15 protein-coding genes are annotated in these 16,982 nt (G+C 66.0%); 12 read left to right on the forward strand and 3 right to left on the reverse strand.

The genetic code is table 11. The annotated features are described in order from the left end of the window. Positions 1-434 precede the first annotated feature (434 nt). From rnr to AC3WOS_RS16040, 4 genes are all read left to right on the forward strand, one after another. On the forward strand, positions 435-2,921 hold the full coding sequence (rnr, locus tag AC3WOS_RS16025; RefSeq protein WP_492717018.1) for a ribonuclease R: 2,487 nt from the start codon (positions 435-437) through the stop codon (positions 2,919-2,921). 3 nt (positions 2,922-2,924) lie between these two features. Next, positions 2,925-3,668, forward strand: a complete 744-nt coding sequence (gene rlmB / locus AC3WOS_RS16030; protein WP_492717019.1) for a 23S rRNA (guanosine(2251)-2'-O)-methyltransferase RlmB — start codon at positions 2,925-2,927, stop codon at positions 3,666-3,668. A gap of 149 nt (positions 3,669-3,817) precedes the next feature. Further along, complete coding sequence (gene cysE / locus AC3WOS_RS16035) at positions 3,818-4,567, forward strand: serine O-acetyltransferase (RefSeq protein WP_492717020.1); 750 nt, start codon at positions 3,818-3,820, stop codon at positions 4,565-4,567. Between the two features lie 14 nt (positions 4,568-4,581). After that, positions 4,582-5,259, forward strand: a complete 678-nt coding sequence (locus AC3WOS_RS16040) for a YceH family protein (RefSeq protein WP_492717105.1) — start codon at positions 4,582-4,584, stop codon at positions 5,257-5,259. 77 nt (positions 5,260-5,336) lie between these two features. Here AC3WOS_RS16040 and AC3WOS_RS16045 read toward each other — a convergent pair whose 3' ends face one another. The 3 genes from AC3WOS_RS16045 to AC3WOS_RS16055 are packed head-to-tail and all read right to left on the reverse strand — an operon-like array spanning position 5,337 to position 7,491. Further along, positions 5,337-6,272, reverse strand: a complete 936-nt coding sequence (locus AC3WOS_RS16045) for a hypothetical protein (RefSeq protein WP_492717021.1) — start codon at positions 6,270-6,272, stop codon at positions 5,337-5,339. Further along, positions 6,269-7,126 carry an ABC transporter ATP-binding protein gene (locus tag AC3WOS_RS16050; protein WP_492717022.1) on the reverse strand — a complete coding sequence of 286 codons (858 nt, stop codon included), beginning with the start codon at positions 7,124-7,126 and terminating at the stop codon, positions 6,269-6,271. Before AC3WOS_RS16050 ends, AC3WOS_RS16045 begins: the two co-directional genes overlap by 4 nt. Then, positions 7,123-7,491: a GntR family transcriptional regulator gene (locus tag AC3WOS_RS16055; RefSeq protein WP_492717023.1), complete on the reverse strand. Its 369-nt coding sequence runs from the start codon at positions 7,489-7,491 to the stop codon at positions 7,123-7,125. The genes AC3WOS_RS16050 and AC3WOS_RS16055 overlap by 4 nt, the downstream gene beginning before the upstream one ends. Before the next feature lie 150 nt (positions 7,492-7,641). Between AC3WOS_RS16055 and AC3WOS_RS16060 the strand changes: the two genes are divergently transcribed. From AC3WOS_RS16060 to AC3WOS_RS16095, 8 genes are all read left to right on the forward strand, one after another. Beyond that, entirely contained in the window at positions 7,642-8,223 is a 582-nt protein-coding gene (locus AC3WOS_RS16060; protein WP_492717024.1) for a DUF1439 domain-containing protein, read from the forward strand. 90 nt (positions 8,224-8,313) lie between these two features. Beyond that, the gene (locus AC3WOS_RS16065; RefSeq protein ID WP_492717025.1) at positions 8,314-9,198 is read left to right on the forward strand and encodes a class I SAM-dependent methyltransferase; all 885 of its coding nucleotides are present in this window, start codon (positions 8,314-8,316) and stop codon (positions 9,196-9,198) included. A 761-nt stretch (positions 9,199-9,959) separates the two neighbouring features. After that, positions 9,960-10,097 (forward strand): hypothetical protein, encoded by a 138-nt coding sequence (locus tag AC3WOS_RS16070; RefSeq protein WP_492717026.1) that lies wholly within the window; start codon positions 9,960-9,962, stop codon positions 10,095-10,097. Positions 10,098-10,243: 146 nt separating this feature from the next. Beyond that, positions 10,244-11,218: a TOMM precursor leader peptide-binding protein gene (locus AC3WOS_RS16075; protein ID WP_492717027.1), complete on the forward strand. Its 975-nt coding sequence runs from the start codon at positions 10,244-10,246 to the stop codon at positions 11,216-11,218. 3 nt (positions 11,219-11,221) lie between these two features. Continuing rightward, complete coding sequence (locus AC3WOS_RS16080; RefSeq protein WP_492717028.1) at positions 11,222-12,565, forward strand: YcaO-like family protein; 1,344 nt, start codon at positions 11,222-11,224, stop codon at positions 12,563-12,565. A gap of 12 nt (positions 12,566-12,577) precedes the next feature. Further along, positions 12,578-13,423: a SagB family peptide dehydrogenase gene (locus AC3WOS_RS16085; RefSeq protein WP_492717029.1), complete on the forward strand. Its 846-nt coding sequence runs from the start codon at positions 12,578-12,580 to the stop codon at positions 13,421-13,423. After that, positions 13,420-15,882 carry an ATP-binding cassette domain-containing protein gene (locus AC3WOS_RS16090; RefSeq protein ID WP_492717030.1) on the forward strand — a complete coding sequence of 821 codons (2,463 nt, stop codon included), beginning with the start codon at positions 13,420-13,422 and terminating at the stop codon, positions 15,880-15,882. Before AC3WOS_RS16085 ends, AC3WOS_RS16090 begins: the two co-directional genes overlap by 4 nt. Then, the gene (locus AC3WOS_RS16095) at positions 15,879-16,979 is read left to right on the forward strand and encodes an ABC transporter permease (RefSeq protein WP_492717031.1); all 1,101 of its coding nucleotides are present in this window, start codon (positions 15,879-15,881) and stop codon (positions 16,977-16,979) included. The genes AC3WOS_RS16090 and AC3WOS_RS16095 overlap by 4 nt, the downstream gene beginning before the upstream one ends. The last annotated feature ends 3 nt before the right edge of the window (positions 16,980-16,982 follow it).

Raw genomic sequence — 16,982 nt, forward strand, 5'->3', positions numbered from 1 at the left:
GGGACTCGAACCCCCACACCTTGCGGCACATGGACCTGAACCATGCGCGTCTACCAATTCCGCCACGTGGGCACTGATGTTACTCTTAGATGCTGCTCAACAACTTCTGCTATTATAGCGATCGGGAGAGTTTTGCGCCAGATGAACTTTCATTCCTTACTGCACATCAACCCTGTCTTACGCTTCCCGCTTTGCCGCTGTCCGTAGACGTTGTCGCTGCGAGAGACCAAGATTATAGAGTAATCTTGTGCGATGTCAAATGCGATTGCGTAAAAATTTTCCAAAAAAATCTGAGCCCGCGTGGCCCCATGTTAGGTAAAGCGGGCCGATACCAAGTACACTACGCGCTATCACCGTGTCAATATAGGTGACCGGTCGCAGTCGTCGGGCCTTGTCCCCAGTGATCACTGTCAATAATAACTATAGAAATACTTTTGAGCCCAATTACCCATACCATTCCCAGCCGGGAGGAAATTCTCGGCATCTTCCGCAGCGCCTCGGCGCCGCTTGATCTGCGCGCCCTCGCCAAATCGCTGAAAGTCGGCACGGAAGCGCAAGCTGTCCTGTCGCGCCGCCTGAACGCCATGGTGCGCGACGGCCAGCTGATGGCCGACCAGGACACCGGCTGCTTCGTGCTGGCCGACCTGAGCGGCTTTATCGCCGGCCGCGTCTCCAGCCACCGCGACGGTTTCGGCTTCGTGATTCCCGACGAACCGGGCGACGACCTGTTCCTGCCTGAAAAAGAAATGCAGAAAGTGCTGCATGGCGACCGCGTGCTGGCCAAGGTGGTCGGCGTGGACCGCCGCGGCCGCCCGGAAGGCACCATCGTGGAAGTGGTGCAGCGCGCCAACACCCACATCATCGGCCGCCTGCTCAATGAAAACGGCGCCTGGATCGTGGCGCCGGAAGACCAGCGCATTTCGCAGGACATCCTGGTGGCCGGCAGCATCGGCAAGGCCAAGTCCGGCCAGGTGGTCAGCGTGGAGCTGACCGAGCAGCCGATGCGCTTCAAGCAGCCGGTGGGCAAGATCGTCGAAGTGCTGGGCGAGCTGGACGACCCCGGCATGGAAATCGAAATCGCCGTGCGCAAGTTCGGCGTGCCCCATATCTTCTCGGACGGCGCCCTCAAGCAGGCTGCCAAGCTGCCCAATGAAGTGCGCGAAGCCGACCTGGGCGAACGCGTCGACCTGCGCGACGTGCCGCTGGTGACCATCGACGGCGAAGACGCGCGCGACTTCGACGACGCCGTCTACTGCGAACCGGTCAAGATCGGCCGCACCAAGGCTTACCGCCTGATCGTGGCGATCGCCGACGTCAGCCACTACGTCAAGCCCAACGACGCGCTGGACCTCGATGCGCTCGAGCGCAGCACCTCGGTCTACTTCCCGCGCCGCGTGATTCCCATGCTGCCCGAGAAGCTGTCGAACGGCCTGTGCTCGCTGAACCCGGCCGTCGACCGCCTCACCCTCGTGTGCGACGCCGTCGTCACGGCCAAGGGCGAGATCAAGGCTTACCAGTTCTACCCGGCCGTGATCCACTCGGCGGCCCGCCTGACCTACACGGAAGTGGCCGACATCCTCGGCAACACCAAGGGTCCGGAAGCGGCGCGCCGTCCCGGCATCGTGCCGCACCTGCTGAACCTGCAGGAGGTGTACCAGGCGCTGCTCAAGGCCCGCCTGGAGCGGGGCGCCATCGATTTCGAGACGACGGAAACCTACATCGTCTGCAACCCGTCGGGCAAGATCGAGAAGATCATTCCCCGCACCCGCAACGATGCCCACCGCCTGATCGAGGAATGCATGTTGACGGCCAACGTGTGCGCCGCCGACCTGCTGATCCGCCACAAGCATCCGGGCACCTACCGCATCCACGCCAGCCCGACGGCCGAAAAGCTCAAGCAGGTACGCACCTTCCTCAAGCAGGCCGGCCTGCACCTGGACGGCGGCGACAAGCCGACGGCGGCCCACTACGCGGAACTGATGCGCGAAGTGAAGTTGCGGCCGGACGCCTCGCTGCTGCAGACCATGCTGCTGCGCTCGATGCAGCAAGCCGTCTACAGCCCGGACAACATCGGCCACTTCGGCCTGGCCTACGAGGCTTATGCCCACTTCACCAGCCCGATCCGCCGCTACCCCGACCTGCTGACGCACCGCGCCATCAAGGCCATCCTGCTGGGCAAACGCTACGAGCCCAAGCTGACGGAAAAGAGCGTGCTGAACACCAACGTGTCGAACGCCACCCGCAAGCAGCAGGCCAAGGACAAGGCGGAAGGACGCGAGAAGAAGGCGGCCGACCTGACCGTGTGGGACGCGCTGGGCGTGCACTGCTCGGCCAACGAGCGCCGCGCCGACGAAGCGTCGCGCGACGTGGAAGCATGGCTCAAGTGCTACTTCATGCAGGACAAGCTGGGCGAGGAATTCACCGGCCTGATCACGGGCGTGACCACGTTCGGCATCTTCGTCCAGCTCGACCAGCTGTTCGTCGAAGGCCTGGTGCACGTGACGGACCTGGGCGCCGACTACTTTCAGTACGACGATGCGCGCCACGAACTGCGCGGCGAGCGCACCGGGAAGCGTTACCAGCTGACCGACCGCGTCACCGTGCAGGTGGTGCGGGTGGACCTGGAAGCGCGCAAGGTGGACCTGCGCCTGGCCGGCATGCCGGAACGGGAAGCGGCGCCCGCCAAGGGCGGCCGCGGAGCATCATCGCAGGCGCCGGGCCGCACCAACGTCAAGCCCGGTCCCCGGACGGAGCAGCAGCCGCGCTTCGAAGCGGCCGGCGCCGGCAAGAGCAAGGCCGGCAAGACCAAGGCAGCGGCCGCCAGCAAGGCCAAGCCTAAACGCAAGACCAATGCCGCGGCGAGTGCCGCGGTAGCACCCCGGGCAGCCAAGCCTGCCTCAAAAAGTAAGAAGAAGCGATAAACAATGAAGAATAAAATGATTTTTGGTTTCCACGCGGTGACCTCGCGCCTGCGTCACGAGGCCAGCTCCGTGGAAGAGATCTTCATCGATGCCGGCCGTACCGACCGCCGCATGCAGGATCTGGTGGCCGCCGCCAAGGCTGCCGGCGTACGCGTGATGCCGGTCGATTCGGCCCGCCTGGACAAGATCGTCGGCACCCGCCGCCACCAGGGCGTGATCGCCTTCGCGTCGCAGCTGGCGCTGGCGCGCAACCTCGATGAACTACTCGATGCCATCGAAGGCCCGCCGCTGCTGCTGGTACTCGACGGTATTACCGATCCCCATAACCTGGGCGCCTGCCTGCGCGTGGCCGACGGCGTGGGTGCCCATGCCGTGATCGTCCCCAAGGACCGTGCCGTGGGCCTGAACGCGACGGCCGCCAAGGTGGCCAGCGGCGCGGCCGAGACCGTGCCCTACATCACTGTAACCAACCTGGCGCGCACCATGCGCGAGCTGAAGGAACGCGACATCTGGCTGATCGGTACTTCCGACGACGGCGAGAAGGGTTTGTACGAAGCGGACTTCACGGGCCCGACGGCGCTCGTCATGGGTTCGGAAGGCGAGGGCATGCGCCGCCTCACGCGCGAGACGTGCGACGTGCTGGTGAGCATCCCCATGTTCGGTTCCGTCGAGAGCCTGAACGTGTCCGTCGCATCGGGCGTCTGTCTGTACGAAGCCCGCCGCCAGCGCATGGCCAAGGAAGGCTGACCGCCCTCCGAACGCAACGCTGGTGGCGCCGCACGGGGCCGCCGGCTTTCCTCCCGCCGTCCCCGGCAAGCCCCCGCCAGCAATTTGGGACCGGATACGCTACCATAGCTATCCGGTCACCTTGTTTCCCCGTCACTAAAGCCTGCACCATGTTCCGTCACCTGCGCCAAGACATCAACAGCATCATCGAACGCGATCCCGCCGCCCGCAATGCCTGGGAGGTGCTGACGTGCTATCCGGGCCTGCAGGCCATCGTGATGCACCGCTGGGCGCACTGGTGCTGGACCCACGGCCTGAAGTGGTTCGGCCGCTTCATTTCCTACCTGGCCCGCATCATCACCGGCATCGAGATCCACCCCGGCGCCACCATCGGCCGCCGCGTGTTCATCGACCACGGCTTCGGCGTGGTGATCGGCGAGACGGCCGAGGTGGGCGACGACTGCACCATCTACCAGGGCGTGACCCTGGGCGGCACCTCGCTGCATACGGGCAGCAAGCGCCATCCCACGCTGGCGCGCGGCGTCATCGTGGGCGCCGGCGCCAAGGTGCTGGGCGCCTTTACCGTGGGCGAATACGCCAAGGTCGGCTCCAACGCCGTGCTGCTGAAACCCGTGCCGCCGGGCGCGACGGCGGTCGGCAATCCGGCCCACATCGTGCAGAAGGACGTGGAGCAGACCAGTGCCAGCGCGGCGGCCAACCTGTTCTCGGCCTACGGCGTGACGGCCAACGGCGACGATCCGCTGTCCAAGGCCCTGCACGCGCTGATCAACCACGCCGTGACGCAGGAAAAGCAGCTCGAACGCGTGGTGGCCGTGATGAAGGCGGCCGGCCTGAGCTGCCCAAGCATGCCTGAGTGTGATAAATTCGATTCGGCCCAACTGAACAAGCTAGTCGATTAAGGACGCAAATGAACATGGCATCGTCGCCGGAAGGCACTGAAATACTGGACCCGTTTGAAATCCGCGTGCTGGCCGTGCTGGCCGAGAAGGAAGGGCTGACGCCGGATAATTATCCGATGTCGCTGAACGCCATCACCAATGGCTGCAACCAGCTGTCGAGCCGCGATCCCGTCATGTCGATTTCGGAAGAGACGGTGGCCGAGGTGCTGCAGCGGCTGATGCAGCGCAAGCTGGTCAACGGCATCACCCAGGCCGGCGCGCGCGTGACCAAGTACGAACACCGCATGCGCATCAAGTGGTCGCTGGAACAGGACAAGCTGGCCGTGCTCACCATCCTGATGCTGCGCGGCTTGCAGACGGCCGGCGAGATCCGCACTCGCAGCGGACGGCTGCACGAGTTCAAGAGCGTGGCCGACGTGGAGCAGGGCTTGCAATTCTTGATCGATAAATATCCGCCGCTGGTGTCGCGCCTGGCGCTGGCGCCCGGCACCAAGGAGCCGCGCTACGGCCAGCTCTTGGGCGGCGAGGACGCGCTGGCGCGCGAGGAAACGGCGGCCGGTTTCGCCGGCGCCGTGTCGGCGCCCCAGCAGGGCAGCCGCGTGGCGCAGCTGGAGCAGGAAGTGCAGCAGCTGCGGCGCGATTTCGAAGACCTCTCGGCCCAGTTCGCGGAGTTCCGCAAGCAATTCGAGTAACGGTTGGCGGCAGTTGGCGCCGCGGCCAGTGCGCGCTGCGGCCCCGTGCCCAGCGTCCCGCCTTCAATCCCCATCAATCAGCCTTCCTCGCGCCGGCGCCGCATCCACACGGCGACGGCGATCATGGCCGCGCCGGCCGCCACACCTGTCCACAGGCTGGCATTGCCCAACGTGGCCCACGAGGCACCGAACACGCTGTCGCTGTGCAGCAGGTGCCGGTCTTCCAGGTCGGTGAACAGGAACCACGAGCCGGGCGCCACGCCCAGCAGGATGCGGGCCACGATGGCGTGCATGAACCAGGCGGAATTGAGGCCGAAGTGCAGCACCTTGTCGGCCCAGCCCACCAGCATGGCCGCCAGCAGCGGGCCGCCCACGGCCCACAGGAACACCTTGGAGCGCGCCATGCTCGATACCATCAGCAGCCAGCCCACCGTGGGCAGCGCCCACAGCACGTAGACCGGCAGCAGGGCCACCACGCGCAGCGGCGCCAGGTACAGCTCGGGCGACGTCAGCACGGCGCCGAACAGGTTGCTGCCATGGAGCAGCAGCATGCCGCAGCCCGCCAGCAGCAGCAGCAGCGACAGCGCGGTGCCGATGGCGATGGTGAGCAGCGGCGCCACGGCCAGTGCCAGCAGCGCCTTGGACAGCACGGTGGCGCGGTCCGAGATGGGCAGCGATTTCCAGAACAGGATGCTGCGGTCGCGCCGCTCGTCGTGCAGGGCACCCAGGCAGTAGAAGAACACCAGCACGCCCAGCATCATGAACAGGGGCAGGGCGGCGGCCATGTAGTTCCTGGTCATGGTGGCCACCATATGGCCGCGCGCATTGCCCTCGATGACGATGTCGCCGATGGGACCACTCACGCCGTCGGCCTCGTAATTGATGTTATGCCCCAGCAGCAGGGCGGTGCCGGCCAGCAGCGCGACCAGCGCGGCCGCCGCCAGCGGCGCCCACAGCAGCATGCCCTTGTGTTCCCAGAATTCGCGCCGGATCAGCCATTTCATCGTGTTCATGCGTAGGTGCCTTTCATGGTTGCGACGAACAGGTCGGCCACACTGGGGGTGCGGGTTTCGCCGAAGGTGTTGAGCTGGGCCCGCGCCACGCCGTCGAACAGCATGACGGCCTTGCCGAATACGTTGCGCTGGCTGAGCGGCTGCAGCGCGTTGGCGGCGGCCACGAACTGCGGCTCCACCATCACTTCCGTGAAGCGGTCGCCCACTTCGTCCATCGAGGCCGACAGGGTGATCTTGCCTTCGCGGATGAACATCAGGTCGGTCAGGATGTGTTCCACTTCCTCGATCTGGTGGGTGGTGATGAGGATGGTCTTGTGCTCGTCGAAGTAATCCTCCAGCAGGTTCTGGTAGAACTGCTTGCGGTACAGGATGTCGAGCCCCAGCGTGGGCTCGTCCAGCACCAGCAGGCGGGCGTCGATGGCCATCACCAGCGCCAGGTGCAGCTGCACCACCATGCCCTTGGACATGGCCTTGACCTTCATGTCCAGCGACAGCTTGGTGCTGGCCAGGTAGCGTTCGGCCTTGCTGCGGTCGAAGCGGGGATGGACGCCTTCCACGAAATCCAGCGCCTCGCGCACCCGCAACCAGCGCGGCAGGATGGCCACGTCGGCAATGAAGCACACTTCGCGCATCAGTTCCTCGCGCTGGGTACGCGGGTCCAGGCCCAGCACGGACAGTTCGCCGTCGAACGGCGTCAGGCCCAGCATGGCTTTCAGGGTGGTGGTCTTGCCGGAGCCATTGGGGCCGATCAGGCCCACCACGCGGCCGGGCTGGATCTCGAAGCTGGCATCGTCCAGGGCCGTCTGGCGGCCGTAGCGCTTGACGAGGTGGCGCGCGGTGACGACGGCGCTCATGATGCCGCTCCCGGCCGGGCCGCCTTCAGCAGCTGTTCCAGGTCCAGGCCCAGGCGGCGGATGCGCTCCACCATGGCCGGCCATTCCTCGCGCACAAAACGCTCCCGTTCCGTAGCCAGCAGCTTGTCGCGGGCGCCGTCGATGACATACATACCTAGTCCCCTTCGTTTTTCCACTAAAGATTCGTCCACCAGCTCCTGATAGGCGCGCGAGACGGTGATCGGATTGAGTTGATAGTCGGCCGCCACCTGGCGCACCGAGGGCAGGGCATCGCCCGGTTTGAGCAGCCCGTCCAGCATCATGCCCACCACCCGTTCCTTGAGCTGGCGGTAGATGGGCGTGTGTTCGTTCCAGCCTATGTTCATGGCGGCGTCCATTCAGGTGTTGGTGTTGTAGTTAACTATAACACTAAGTGTTAAAAATGCAAGTGCAATGTTCAGGCGTGCCGGCTGGCCGCTGGCGGATGTGAAATAATGGCGCACTTCGTTATAGCCACAGAACCGGAAAGACCCGAAATGACCATCACCACCAAGCATGGCGCCGTGCGGCGCTGGATCACCGTGCGCGGCGCGCCGCTGCTGCTGGCAGGCCTGCTGGGCGCCTGCGCCTCCCTGGTCGGGCCGCGCCAGGTCGACTTGCCGCAGGAACGGCTGCAGCACAGCATGGACCGCCGCTTCCCCATGCACCAGCGCGCGCTGGGCATCCTGGACGTGGAACTGAGCCACCCGCAGCTGACCATCCTGGACCAGAACGACCGCGTGTCGCTGTCGCTGGACGCCAACGTGGCGCCGCTGCTGGCGCGCCAGTCGTGGAACGGCAGCATGGCCATTTCCGGCCGGCTGACGGTGGACCGGGCGCGCAATGCCGTCTACCTGACTGACGCTCACGTGGACCGCTTTGAGTTCGACGGCCTCGATGAGGGGCGCCAGCACCAGGTGGCCAGCATCGCCAACCTGTTGAGCGACAAGGTGGTGCGCGACATGCCGATCTACACCTTCCGCCCCGAAGACTTGCGCTACGCGGGCATGCAGTTCGCGCTGACGGGCATAGGCACCAAGCCCGGCGCGCTGGTGGCGACCGTGGAGCCGGCGCAGTAAGATTCTTCGCCCAGGCTGCGGCGTTGCCAACCTACTGGCGCGCCGTTTGGACTAGAATTGCTGCTTATTCCATGTTTATAAGCAGATAATATGACCGGGACCGCGGGGACTGAAAGCAACAAGGGACTGCTGGAGCAGGGCGAGGCCAGCCGCAGCGCATTGATGGTGGCCATGCTGCGCGCCGCCCACCAGCTGCTGGACCAGCCGCCCCTGTTCGACGACCCGCTGGCCCTGTCCATCCTGGGCCCGGAACACGGGGCCCAGGTGCGCGCCGATCCCCTGCAGTTCGACACCGGCATGCGGCGCATGGTGCGCATGGCCATGGCCGTGCGCAGCCGGCTGGCCGAGGACGAGCTGGCGCAGGCCGTGGCGCGCGGCGTGACGCAGTATGTGGTGCTGGGCGCGGGCCTGGACAGCTACGGCTGGCGCCCCCATCCGCCCGGGCTGCAGGTGTTCGAAGTGGACCATCCGGCCACCCAGGCCTGGAAGCGCGGCCTGCTGCGCCAGGCCGGCCTGGCCACACCCGAGAACGTCCACTTCGTGCCCGTCGATTTCGAGCGCGACCGCCTGGCCGACGCGCTGCAGGCGGCCGGCTGCCGGCTGGACCGGCCCGTGTTCTTCTCCTGGCTGGGCGTCACCTTGTACCTGACGCGCGAAGCCATCTTCGATACCCTGTCCATGGTGGCCGGCCTGCCCGCCGGCAGCGCCATCGTGTTCGATTACGGAGTCACGCCGACCTTGCTGTCTGCCATGGAGCAGTGGGGCGTGAGCCAGTTCGTGCGCAAGTACGCGGCCGAAGGCGAGCCGTGGATTTCCTTCTTCGCGCCTGAGGTGCTGACTGCGGAGCTCAGAGTGCTGGGCTTCACCGATGTACGCAACTTTGGCCCGCGCGAACTTGCAGCGCGCTATTTAGCAGGTCGCAGCAATGCTACCCGTTTCGGAGGCGCAACCTGTTTGATGTTGGCGATAGTGTAGTGATAGCCGGTATTGGTCGATTGTGAATTAATATTGTTATTTCGCAAAATTAGTTGCTAATTATTATGTTAATCTGGATTTCAGTACTTCGTTATGGGTAGAGAAAATATATCTCATGACGTAGTCTTTTCATTATTCTTTTGCAAGGAGATGACAAAATGGAAACCTTGATTGACACTAAATTTATCTCGGTCAACGATTCAACCGAGTCGGAATATCTGCGGGATGACTGCAGCGGTGCACTGGCCATGCTTTTCCCCACCTACGAAATCTCCTGCTGTACCTGTTCTTGCTCTTGCTGCTGCTAAGCTTAAGGGTACCGACTCGCATAAGTCGTCAAAACCGGTTTCTTTCGCTCAATAGCTACGACGTCGGCAGCGCTCGACAATTCGAGTGCCTGCCGCAGTTCAAGTACTTACACATTTGAGTCATCCGACTTCGCGCGAACGGTTGAAGACGAACAGTTGGAATATCCTTGCGCTATCGCAAGACGGGTTCAAATCTTTCTAGTTATTCTCAATTTGCATTCGTGTTGAGCTGCTGTGCAATATCACACGATTCTGCGGCGCCCCCAATTAGATGCCGGCGACCATGCGAAAGCAGCTTAATTAGAGTTGTTATTCTAATATCGTTGTTTTCCTGCAAATTATTTCTGTGCGGCAAGCATCCCGTGTTACTCTCGATTTCGGCTCTTGTTATGAGAAAAACATATATGTCTCATGATGGGGGTCTTTCATTCACATTCTACAAGGATAAGAGAAATGGAAATCTTGATTGATACCAACTTCATCTCCATCACCGATACGACCGAATCGGAATACCTGCAAGACGACTTCAGCGGCGCGCTGGCCGACGTCAGCGTTTCCTGCTGCACCTGCTCCTGCTCCTGCTGCTGCTAAACCCTTGCTGTGCTGACTTTCGCTGGCCGAAAGTCGGGCCGGGTGGGATGGCGGCCTGACCGCTTCCACGTGGCCGGCGGGACCCTGCGCGTGCGCCCGGGTTTCCCGCATTCCGGATCAGGTATTGAGAGATGATGGGGTGTTTGATGAATGAGTGTCTGTACGTTTCGCCGCTGGCGGAAATCACTACGCTGGGCGAGGACAGGATCGCCATGTCCGTGGTCGGGCGGCGTTTCACCGTGGAAGACAAGGTGGGCGTGCTCAAGGTTATCCTGGCCCGCGCCGCCCACGGCTTGCGCGTTGCGGAGCTGGGCGCGGAACTGGGCGAACACTTCCCGCCCGAGGCGGTGCAGGCGGCCGTGCAGGCGCTGGTCAACGCGCGCGTGCTGGTGCCGCACAATGCCCGCGGCAACGGCGACGCCACCCATCAGCACCTGGCCTACCGCCGCGAGATGGATGCGCTGATCGCGCCCGACCAGCAGGCCGCCTACGAGCGCGCCAACTGGCAGCTGGTGCTGGCCGGCGAGGGCGCCTGCGCCGACGCGTTGGCCGCGTCGCTGTCCCAGCTCGACGTGCCACTGACCCGCATCGCCGTCGGCGACGACTTGCCCGACTGCGCCGGCAAGCGCGCGCTGCTGCTGGTGTGCGCCGACTTCGAGGATTACGGCGCCTTCCGCGCCATGAACGCCAAGGCGGTCGAGCGCAGCATGCCCAGCCTGTACCTGGGCATGGACTGGAGCACCGTCCAATGCGGTCCGCTGGTGCTGCCCAAGGCCACGGCCTGCTACGAATGCTATTTCCACCGGGTGCGCAGCACGCGCAAGTTCGTCGCCGAGTTCGACGTGCGCAGCCGGCGCGACAACATCCTGTACCACGCGCTGCCCAGCCGGCTGGCCGTGCAGTTCGGCGTGGCCGAAGCGTCGCGGGTGGCGCTGCAGTACCTGAGCGGCACGCTGGAGGATGTGCAGCACAGCGTGTTCAGCGAGATCGACAGCCTCACCGGCGAAGTCCAGCGCAGCCGCATCCTGCGCCTGCCGCGCTGCGCCTGCTGCGGCACGGCCAGCACGGCCCGTCCGGTTGGCAGCGTGTTCCAGCAAGCGCTGTTGCGGCGCAGGGCGTAAGCGATGGAACGCATGTCCCCCGAAGCGCGCGACGCGGCGCGCCTGGCCCTGATCCACCAGGCACTGGTGCATCGCCGTCACGGCATCATCACCTCGCTGCTGGAAGAAACCGAGCATCCGGATGCGCGCGGCCTGTTCGTCTTCAACGCCCTGATGGTCGACGTCAAGGCGATGATGATCGACCCCTCGCGCGCCAAACCGAACAACCCTACCAGCGACCGCGCCAGCCTGGCCGGCTCCGGCGCCGCATTCGACCGCACCTCGGCCCTGTGGGCGGCGTTCGGCGAAGCGATCGAGCGCTATTCGGCTGCCGCCCATTTCGACGACCAGCTGCACTACGCAAGCCAGCAGGAACTGGGCGACGCGGCCGTGGGGATGGAGCAGTTCGTGCTGTTCGCGCCCGAGCAGTACGGGGCCGCAGGCTTTGCCTACGCGGCGCCCGATCCGGCCGTCACGCGGGCCTGGGCCAGCGCGCTCGACCTGCACGATCCGCAGCGCGCCAGCTACGTGCCGGCGCAGATGGTCTACCTGGGCATGCAGGTCAAGGACAAGCGCGAGATCGTGTTCCAGTCCTCCTCCACCGGCCTGGCCTGCGGCATGGACGAACAGCGCGCCATCCTCAGCGGCTTGTGCGAAGTGATCGAGCGCGACGCTTTTGCCGCCATGTGGCAGATGCGTTATGCGCCGCGCAGCCTGCAGGTCAGTCCCGCCACCCGCGCCACACTGCTGCCAGGCGCGCTGCGCGCGCTCGACCATCCGTCGCTGGAAGTGCGGCTGTGGGACATCAGCACCGACATCGGCCTGCCGGTGGTGCTGTGCCTGGCCCGCAGCAAGACCGACGGCACCATGTCGCTGGGCGCGAGCGCGCAGCTGAACGTGGGGCAGGCCATCAACAAGGCCGTGATCGAGGCGCTGCACGGCTACTGCTGGGCGAGCTCCATCCTGGGTGCGGGCACGCCGCTGCCGGAACGGGCCGCCATCAACAACCCGGGCGACCATTTCGCCTACTTCCTGGAGCCGTCGCGCCAGGCGGCGCTGGCGTTCGTGTTCGGGAACGAGCTAAGCGTGTCGAGCGACGATCCGGCGCTGCACACGCTCGCCACGCTGGACGACCTGCTGGCGCGCCTGCGCGCGCTGGGCCACCGGGCGCTGGCCGTGGATGTGACGTCGGACGATATCGCCAGCCTCGGTTTCGTGGTGGTGCGGGCGCTGATCCCCGGCCTGCATCCGCTGTTGTTCGGCAGTGACCTGCACAGCGCGGACCAGCGCCGGCTGCGCACCATCGCCGCCCACTGGGGCCTGGCGCAGGTGCCGCCGCCCAATCCCGATCCCCACCCATTCCCATAAGGCCCGGCATCCATGAAAAATAGTTTGCAAGAGCTGCTGCCGCCGCAGGCCATGGCGGGCGAGTTCGATATCGACGATCCGGCCGAGATCCTGCACGAGCAGACCAAGTTCCACCGCGCCACCCTGTCCGGGCAGGTGCGCAACATCGTGCGCTATCTGCGCCATCCGGCCTATATCGCCCGTGGCGTGGCCGGCTACAACGTGTACCCATCCTGTCCCCCCATCGCCCTGCCGGAACCGTCGCTGGAACTGGGCCAGCTGTCGGCCGCGCTGGCGGCGCGCAGGAGCGCGCGCGGTTTCGCCGGTGCCGTCACGCTGGCCGAGCTTTCCAGCCTGCTGCACCATGCGCTGCGCGTGAACCGCTACCGCAGCAGCGACGTGGCGCCCCACGTCAAGCTGGCATTCCGGGCCTATCCGTCGCCGGGCGGACTGTATCCGACCGAGTTCTACCTGTTCCTGAACGAGGTGGAGGGCGTGGCGCCCTGCATCGCCCATTACGACGCGCGCAACCATTGCCTGCGCGTGCTCAAGCCGCAGGACGGCAACGCCTTCGCCGGCGCCGAAGTGCGCGGCGGCGAAAAATCGATCAAGGCGCCCATCGTTTGCGTGATGACGAGCGTGCCGCAGCGGGCTACCGCCAAGTACGGCGCGCGCGGCTATCGCATGGCCTTGCTGGAAGCGGGGCACGCGTCGCAGAACCTGTGCCTGGCGGCGCAGGGGCTGGGACTGGGTTCGCTGGTCTACGGCGCCTATTACGACGACGAGCTGGCGGCCTTGCTCGATATCGACGGTGTAACGGAGACCGTGGTGTCCGTCATGCTGCTGGGCCGGGAAGCGGCCGAGGCGCCGGCGCCATGAACGATAACGCCATCCGCGTGCTGGAGACGGAAGGGCAGGGCGCCGCCGCCAGCGCCGCCGCGACGGCCGCCCTGCGGCAAGGCGCCCGCGACGTGCTGCGGCTGGCCGCGGCGGGCGAACGCGACGCGGCGCTGGCCGCGCTCGACGCCCTGTTCGGATTGCGCGGACGGTTCCATGCCTATCCGCTGCTGCTGGACATGGTCACCGGCCGCCAGCCGTGGCGCCAGAGCGGCCCCTTGTGGGTGCTGGGCGAGACGGTCCTGTCGCCGGCCATGCAGGCCAATTTCGAGGACGCCATCGCGCAGTGCCGCCAGTTCCTCGGCCTGCCGGCGCCGTGCATCCTGCTGCAGTGCCGGGCCGAGACGCGCGACCTGCACCTGACCATGGAAAGCTTCCCCGGCCTGGCCGTGCTGCGTCTGTCCACGCTGTCGCCCGGTTATCCGGACGGGCTGCGCGCCGTGCAGTTCCATGAAGTGGTGCACTGCTTCCTGACCTGCGGCGTGCGCCTGCTGGACGAAGGCCTGGCCCATTTCATCGCCGGCCGCTTTGCCGGCGCCACGCTGCCTGAGGCGGACATGGCGCTGCTGCCGCCCATGCGCGCGCTGCTCAGCCGCGCCTCGGACAGCATGTTCGGCGAAAGCGCCGACAGCGACCTGCAAGTGTACCTGTCGGCCTGCCGCGTCGGCGCCGACCTGGTGCAGGCTATCCATGCGCAGGGCGGAGCGGACGGCATCGTGCGCCTGTTCGCCGCCGTGGCGCGCGCCACTTCCGAAGCGCAGATCGTGCGGCTGGTGGAACAGGCCAGCGGCCGGCAGTTCCCGGCCGCGGTGCGCGGCGGCGGTCCCACGCCGGCCCAGGCGGAGCTGATAAGCCTCGCGCGACAGGCCGTCTTCACGGCCTGGATCAACAAGCAGCCGGCCGATACCGACCAGGCCATCGCCGCGCTGGAGGCGGACGATATCTATGGCGAACCGGCCATCCTCGACAGCCTGCTGGGTGCGTTAATCAACCGCGCGCTGTTGCAGGCCAATTTTGCCGAGCCGCCAAATGCGGCCGAAATGGCGCGGCTGGACCAGCTGATGGCCGCCGCCGACTGCTTGCCGCAGGGGCGCCTGTGGCTGTGGCGCGGCACGCGCGCGATCCTGGCCATTTTGCTGGCGCGGCCCAACATCATCAAGGTGGCGGCGGCCGGGCAGCAGGCGCTGGAGTGCTTCGGCAAGGCCGTCCAGCTGATTCCGGACGATCCCGATCTGCTGGTGCAGCATGCCTCGCTGCTGCTGCACGCGCCCACCGCATACGGCGGCGACCGCGACCTGGGCGTCAGCAAGCTGCGCCAGGCCATGCAAAACCCCGTCTACCGCGAACACGCGCGCCAGGTGCTGCTGGAGTACGGCATCGATACGCCGGCGCAGGAGCCGGCGCTGCCACAGCCGGCCGCCGGCGCGGCAAGGACGGCGGCAGATGCCAGCCCGGCGCAATCTGGCCACCAGGCGCAACATGGCGACCCGGCGGCCCATGCTGATGCCGACGTGGGCGGCAAGCTGGCGGAAGCGCCCGTCCTGCTGGAAGTGCGGGACGTCGAGCTGCGCATGTCGTCCGCCTTCACGCTGCGTCCCGGCGCGCTGACGGTGCGGCGCGGCGAGCGCGTGGCCTTCATCGGCCGTAACGGCAGCGGCAAGTCGATACTGATGGAAGCGCTGCTGGGCCTGCGCCAGCCGGACCGGGGCAGCATCGCGCTGCACCTGGGCGATCCGCGCGCGGCCGCCACGCGCCAGCGCATTGGCGGCCTGCTGCAGGGTTACGATATGCCGGGCCTGACCCGCGTCAGCGAAATGATGGCGCTGCACCGGGCCATGTACCGCCGCACCGACCCCGCCGTCACGCGCGCGCTGGGCCTCGACGAGCTGCGCGACCGCTATTGGCAGCAGCTGTCGCGCGGCCAGAAGCAGCGCCTGATGCTGTGGATGGCCCTGGCCCACGTGCCGGAACTGGCCATTCTCGATGAACCCTCGCTGGGACTGGACGAGTGGTTTGCCCGATCCCTGCGCGAGCTGCTGGCCAGCCTGCCGCTGACGCTGCTGGTGATCTCCCATGCACCGGGCGACCTGCAGGGCATGGACCGTATCTGCTGCATGGACGATGGCCGCATCGTGGCCGAGGGCAGGCTCGATGCACTGATGGCGCAACGCGTGGGCCGCCACAAGGGCGTGTTGCGCCAGGCGCTGGGCGACGATGCGCTGGCGGCGCTGCAAGCCTTGCCCGGCCTGGTGCGCGCGCCTGCGCAGCGCGAGGGCGCGTGGGAACTGTACGGCGGCGAAGGATTCGACCAGGCGTTCCGCCACTACATCGATCAGCGGCGCATCGCGTCGTTCAGCCTGGAGCCCGTTTCGGTGGAGGACTTCCTGGCCGACGTCACGCAGGCGCCACTGCCGACCAATCAACCGATTCCGCGACCATGAAAATACTGCTGCACCTTGTACGCGCCGACCTGGCGATGTTCCTGCGCGGACGGCTGGCGCTGTTCTGGACCTTTGCCTTTCCGCTGCTGATGCTGGTGATGCAGATGGCGCTGTTCGGGCATGACGTCAAGCTGGGCCCCGTTTCGCTGGCCGTGGTGGACCAGGACCGCAGTGAGGAAAGCCGCGCCTACACGCGTCACCTGCGGGCCGGCCTGCGCCAGCAGCATAGCGTGGAATTTAATCTGCTGCCCGAATCGGGCAGTGGAGGCGACTTCGTGCTGACCATCCCGTCCGGCTTTGCCGGCAACGTGGCGGCCGGTCGCAGCACGCAGCTGGCGCTGAGCGGCGGGCAGGGCGGCGGTGCCGCAGCCGAGGCGGCCTATGGCCTGCTGCGCGGCTACAGCGATGCCTACAACCTGACCGGCCTGCAGGGCGCCCCGCGGGTGACCCTGCCACCGCCGCCCGAGCGGGGCGCAAGCGCGCTCGATTACCGGCTGTTCCTGGTCACCGGCCTGGCCGGGATGGTGATCCTGTCGACCAGCCTGATGGGGTTTGCCGGCCCGCTGGTGGCCGCGCGCGAAGGCGGCATGTTCCGCATGTACCAGCTGTTTCCCATGCCGACCGGGGTGGTGGTAGTGGCATGGTGCATATCGCGGCTGGCGATCATGCTGCTGGCCAGCCTGGTGATGTTCCTTGCCGCCTGGGGCATCTATGGCATCCGGATCACAGCTGGCGGCATGCAGGTCGCTGCCGCGGTGGGCATGCTGGCGCTGGGCGCGGCGGCCTTCCTGGCCCTGGGCTTGCTGATTGCGGCGCTGTCCAGCAGCGTGGCTGCCGCCACCATGCTGTGCAACCTGCTGTATTTTCCGCTGCTCTTCTCGGGCAACCTGATGGTGCCGATGGGCGGCCTGCCCAAGCCCTTGCGCGACGCATTCGACTGCATGCCGCTCAACGCGCTGATGGCCAGCGTACGGCGCGGTCTGACCGGCGCCATGGCGTGGCATACGGAAGCCTACAGCATGGTGCTGCTGGCGCTCATGGCGGGCGTCTGCCTGGCCCTGTCGGCACGGCGGTTTACCTGGATGCCGCGCGCCTGACGC

The sequence above is a fragment of the Rugamonas sp. FW305-51 genome, assembly GCF_058786935.1.

What these genes read in the sequence shown, in the direction of transcription:
- AC3WOS_RS16040 (WP_492717105.1), top strand. Translation starts at nt 4,582, where the DNA reads ATGGCATCGTCGCCGGAAGGCACTGAAATACTGGACCCGTTTGAAATC.
- AC3WOS_RS16095 (WP_492717031.1), top strand. Translation starts at nt 15,879, where the DNA reads ATGAAAATACTGCTGCACCTTGTACGCGCCGACCTGGCGATGTTCCTG.
- AC3WOS_RS16045 (WP_492717021.1), bottom strand. Translation starts at nt 6,272, where the DNA reads ATGAACACGATGAAATGGCTGATCCGGCGCGAATTCTGGGAACACAAG.
- rlmB (WP_492717019.1), top strand. Translation starts at nt 2,925, where the DNA reads ATGAAGAATAAAATGATTTTTGGTTTCCACGCGGTGACCTCGCGCCTG.
- AC3WOS_RS16065 (WP_492717025.1), top strand. Translation starts at nt 8,314, where the DNA reads ATGACCGGGACCGCGGGGACTGAAAGCAACAAGGGACTGCTGGAGCAG.
- AC3WOS_RS16075 (WP_492717027.1), top strand. Translation starts at nt 10,244, where the DNA reads ATGAATGAGTGTCTGTACGTTTCGCCGCTGGCGGAAATCACTACGCTG.
- AC3WOS_RS16090 (WP_492717030.1), top strand. Translation starts at nt 13,420, where the DNA reads ATGAACGATAACGCCATCCGCGTGCTGGAGACGGAAGGGCAGGGCGCC.
- AC3WOS_RS16080 (WP_492717028.1), top strand. Translation starts at nt 11,222, where the DNA reads ATGGAACGCATGTCCCCCGAAGCGCGCGACGCGGCGCGCCTGGCCCTG.
- AC3WOS_RS16055 (WP_492717023.1), bottom strand. Translation starts at nt 7,491, where the DNA reads ATGAACATAGGCTGGAACGAACACACGCCCATCTACCGCCAGCTCAAG.
- AC3WOS_RS16050 (WP_492717022.1), bottom strand. Translation starts at nt 7,126, where the DNA reads ATGAGCGCCGTCGTCACCGCGCGCCACCTCGTCAAGCGCTACGGCCGC.
- AC3WOS_RS16085 (WP_492717029.1), top strand. Translation starts at nt 12,578, where the DNA reads ATGAAAAATAGTTTGCAAGAGCTGCTGCCGCCGCAGGCCATGGCGGGC.
- AC3WOS_RS16070 (WP_492717026.1), top strand. Translation starts at nt 9,960, where the DNA reads ATGGAAATCTTGATTGATACCAACTTCATCTCCATCACCGATACGACC.
- cysE (WP_492717020.1), top strand. Translation starts at nt 3,818, where the DNA reads ATGTTCCGTCACCTGCGCCAAGACATCAACAGCATCATCGAACGCGAT.
- AC3WOS_RS16060 (WP_492717024.1), top strand. Translation starts at nt 7,642, where the DNA reads ATGACCATCACCACCAAGCATGGCGCCGTGCGGCGCTGGATCACCGTG.